3 protein-coding genes and 1 pseudogene are annotated in these 3,943 nt (G+C 60.6%); 3 read left to right on the top strand and 1 reads right to left on the bottom strand.

Annotated elements, in window-relative coordinates; all coding sequences use genetic code 11:
• The coding region (locus ACHFGA_RS05315; RefSeq protein WP_394281381.1) for an FAD-dependent oxidoreductase at positions 1 to 327 on the bottom strand (327 nt) is incomplete at its 3' end.
• Positions 328 to 472: 145 nt separating this feature from the next.
• On the opposite strand from ACHFGA_RS05315, the gene ACHFGA_RS05310 reads away from it, so the two are divergent.
• From ACHFGA_RS05310 to ACHFGA_RS05300, 3 genes and pseudogenes are all read left to right on the top strand, one after another.
• A complete protein-coding gene (locus tag ACHFGA_RS05310; protein ID WP_394281380.1) occupies positions 473 to 1,702 on the top strand; it encodes an alpha/beta hydrolase in 1,230 nt (409 codons plus the stop codon).
• A 439-nt stretch (positions 1,703 to 2,141) separates the two neighbouring features.
• A complete protein-coding gene (locus tag ACHFGA_RS05305; RefSeq protein WP_394281379.1) occupies positions 2,142 to 3,275 on the top strand; it encodes an alpha/beta hydrolase in 1,134 nt (377 codons plus the stop codon).
• 36 nt (positions 3,276 to 3,311) lie between these two features.
• A pseudogene (locus tag ACHFGA_RS05300) lies at positions 3,312 to 3,943 on the top strand (S9 family peptidase); the annotation flags it as partial.

Below are 3,943 nucleotides of genomic sequence, written 5' to 3'. Positions count from 1 at the left end.
GGTGATCTTGTTCTTCTTCATCAGGTAGTGGATACCGCCGACGATCTTCTCCGAGACCTTACGGGAGCGCTTATGCGCATCCTCGTAATCGAATTCCACATCGCCCTTGATACCGAAGGTCTTCTTCTCATGGGTGAAGATATTCGCCACTTCGGCGTTCTTGATCAGCGACTTAGAGGGGATGCAGCCCACATTCAAGCAGACACCGCCCCAGTACTGCTTCTCAATAACCGCTACCTTCTTGCCCAACTGGGCCGCGCGAATCGCGGCGACATACCCGCCAGGGCCCGCACCAAGTACAACAACGTCATAGTGTTCTTTAGCCATGCCCCCAAGAATACGCATACGACTGTACTCTTGTGGCCGTTTCCACCCCTGCGGGGGCAGGTATCAGTCCACTACCACGGAACTATGAAACGGGATATAGTTCTGAGAAGTACATATCCCGTGCAACTTGAAGGACCCCTCACCCATGAAGATTATGCGCCCCATGCTGGCCGCCGCGGCCGCGATCGCGATTGCTGCTGGTGCCGTCCCAGCCACCGCCCAAGAGACTGATCAGCCAACTGTAGTTCCAGAGACCAACGTCGAAACGCCCGAGCTGGACACACCGGAACCCGCGGCCGAGGGCACCGCTACCATCAAGCCGCTGGAGGTGGCTCCCAAGAATACGGCGACGGGAGAGGACCAGAAGTGGTTCAAGCAGGTCGGCAAGAATGGGCTGGAAGCGCACAGCGTCTACTCGCCTTCGATGGGGCGCGAGATCCCCATCGCCGTCCGCCCGGCACTCGATGAAAACGGTGTGCGTATCGACGACGCGCCAACCCTCTACCTCCTCAACGGCGCAGGCGGCTCGGAGCAGGACACCGACTGGCTGAACCTGGCCGGAGAAACGTTCAACCAAACGTTTAAGGGCGAGCCCGTGAACGTCGTCATCCCGATGGAAGGCGCGTTCTCCTACTACGTCGACTGGCAGACCAACCCAGGCGAGCAGGGCTACTACAAGGGCAAGCAGATGTGGTCGACGTTCCTGGCAAAGGAATTGCCGGGCGCGATTGAAGGCCACCTCAACGCCAACGACAAGCGTGCGGTAGTCGGCTTCTCCATGTCCGCAACCTCGGCCCTGCTTCTGGCAGAGCACAATCCGGGCATGTACGACGCCGTCGGGTCCTTCTCCGGCTGCGCAGCCACCTCCACCCCGCTGCCTTACTTTTACACCGGCCTGACTGTTGCCCGCGGTGCTAACGGCATGACTCCAGAAAGCATCTGGGGCCCAGTCGGCTCTGATTACAACCGTTACAACGACGCACTGGTTAATGCGGACAAGCTGGAAGGCACCGCGTTGTACATCTCCACGGCAACTGGCCTGCAGTCCGAGAGCGACATGTTCGGGACCCTGCTGACAAACAACGGCGGAAACCCGAACGCCGCGCTGGCCGCAAGCTCCACGCTCGCTGTCGAAGGCGGGGTCATCGAGGGCGCGATGAACGCGTGCACCCACGACCTGCGCGCGAAGCTCAACAGCTTGAATATCCCAGCGCACTACGAGCTGCGCAACACCGGCACCCACTCCTGGCCGAGCTGGCGCGAGGACCTCAAGAAGTCCTGGGACCTCGTCATCAAGCCTGCACTATTCGACGATGTCGAGGCCGAGCCGGCCGCGGATGAAGGATCTGCTAACTTCTCGTCGGCAAATCTGTAATTAACGCAATAAATTAAGGAGGGCACCCACAGCGGGTGCCCTCCTTTTTGTGTATCGGGATCTAGAAACCTAGAACATGCCCAGGCCGAGCGCAATGGTCGACGATGTCGACGAACCCGCGTGAATCAGCTGGCCGAGGAATTCGTTGAGGTAAAGCTGTATTTGCTCGATGGGAGACATAGTCAAGTCCCTTTCTTGTAAAAAGTCGTGTGAATGTGCGATGGGTACGCTACGTTTATCGCCAGGAATCCAGCAAACGTTAACCCGCATTGTGCCACATTAATCACTTGTGCAACCACAAACAGCAGATTAAGGTGCACACGGGGACGTAACATCGCATACCCTAGGTACGATACGTGAATTGTGGCGCACCTGTGAAACACCGGTGAAAAGCCGAACGTCCAAAGAAGCCAAAGAAAAGAATAGGAAGCCTCCCTCCATGAAGCTGAAGCGTCCCCTCCTTGCCGTGGGCACCGCCCTGGCCATCGCAGCTGGCGTCACCCCCGCCACCGCCGCTGAACTGACCCCCGCCCAAGTCGCTGGTGAAACCGCAGTCGGCACCGTGAAGCCACTCGACTGGCAGCCAAAGGCAGTCACCACCGGTGAGCCACAGACTTGGCTAGAGTACGTCGATGGCGAAACCATCAAGGCGTACTCCGTGTACTCGCCTTCGATGGACCGCGAAGTCCCAGTCGGTGTCATCCCTGCACGCGACGCAGAGGGCAACTACATCGAGGGCGCACCCACCGTCTACCTGCTCAACGGCGCAGGCGGCGCAGAGCAGGACTCAGACTGGTTCAAGATGACCAACAAGCTGGAGTTCTACCAGAAGAAGGGCGTCAACGTGGTCGTGCCGCAGGGCGGCGCGTTCACCTACTACGCGGACTGGCTGAAGGACGACCTCAACACCCCATACCTGAAGGGCCCCCAGAAGTGGGAAACCTTCATCACCAAGGAACTGCCGGGGCCGATCGAGGCAGAGCTAAAGGCCGATAACCGCCGCGCGATTGTTGGTTTCTCCATGTCCGCGACCTCCGCGCTGCTCATGGCTGAGCACAACCCAGGCTTCTACGATTCCGTCGCGTCATTCTCCGGCTGCGCCGCCACCTCCACCCCGATTCCGTACCAGTTCCTGCGCCTGACCGTGCAGCGTGGTTCCGGCACGTTGAATGACTTCAACATGGTCACCCCCGAAATGATGTACGGCCCGATGGGCGGATCCTACAACCGTTACAACGACGCCTTGGTCAACGCAGAACAGCTGCGCGGCACCGACCTGTACATCTCCACCGCGACCGGCCTGGCTGCAGAGACCGACATGGTGGGCTACTACACCGCACGCGGCGTGGACCCTGCCGTCGGTTCCGCGAACGCTCTGACCCTCCAGGTCGAAGGCGGCGCCATCGAGGCCGCAATGAACGCCTGCACCCACGACCTAAAGGCGAAGCTGGATTCCAAGGGCATCCCGGCTCACTATGAGCTGCGCAACGCCGGCACCCACTCCTGGCCGGGCTGGCGCGACGACCTGGAGAAGTCCTGGACCCACACCATCGCCCCGTCGTTCGGCATGTAAAGATCGCCGGAGGCTTCGTCGTTAAGCTGGGGTCTTATGCGCAACATTGACCCGAAGCTTCTCGACGACATCACCGGCCAGCCCGCCCTCGAATGGGCGCAGGCGTGGTCGGACAACACACTCGCCGCATTTGACCTTGAGCCGCTGCAATCGCGGATTCTCGAGGTGCTGGATACTAACGCGCGGATTCCGTACGTCACCCGGCGCGGCGAGTTTTTGTATAACTTCTGGCGCGATGCCGACCGTCCGCGTGGGGTGTGGCGCAGGACGCTTCTCGACGATTACCTCACCGACTCCCCCACCTGGGAGGAACTGGTTGATATTGATGCTCTCGCCGCCTCCGAGGACGAGGACTGGGTGTGGAAGGGTGCTGTGGTGCGTGCCCCGCAGTATGACCGCGCGCTGATCAAACTTTCGCGCGGTGGCGCCGACGCGACGGTGATCCGCGAATTCGACCTTGCCCGGCGCGCTTTCGTGGAGGGGGACGCGTTTGACCTGCCGGAGGCGAAAAGTTATGTCTCGTGGGCGGGAGATGCGCTGCTGGTCGGCACGGATACGGGCGCGGACTCGCTGACTGAGTCCGGCTACCCGCGCGAGGTGCGCAGGTGGCAGCGTGGGCAGGCGCTGGCCGACGCCCCAGTCATCTTTTCCGGCCAACCCGAGGACGT

Source organism: Corynebacterium sp. (genome assembly GCF_043426755.1).
In the GTDB taxonomy this organism is placed as follows: domain Bacteria; phylum Actinomycetota; class Actinomycetes; order Mycobacteriales; family Mycobacteriaceae; genus Corynebacterium.
This window is presented reverse-complemented; position numbering and strand designations above follow the sequence as displayed.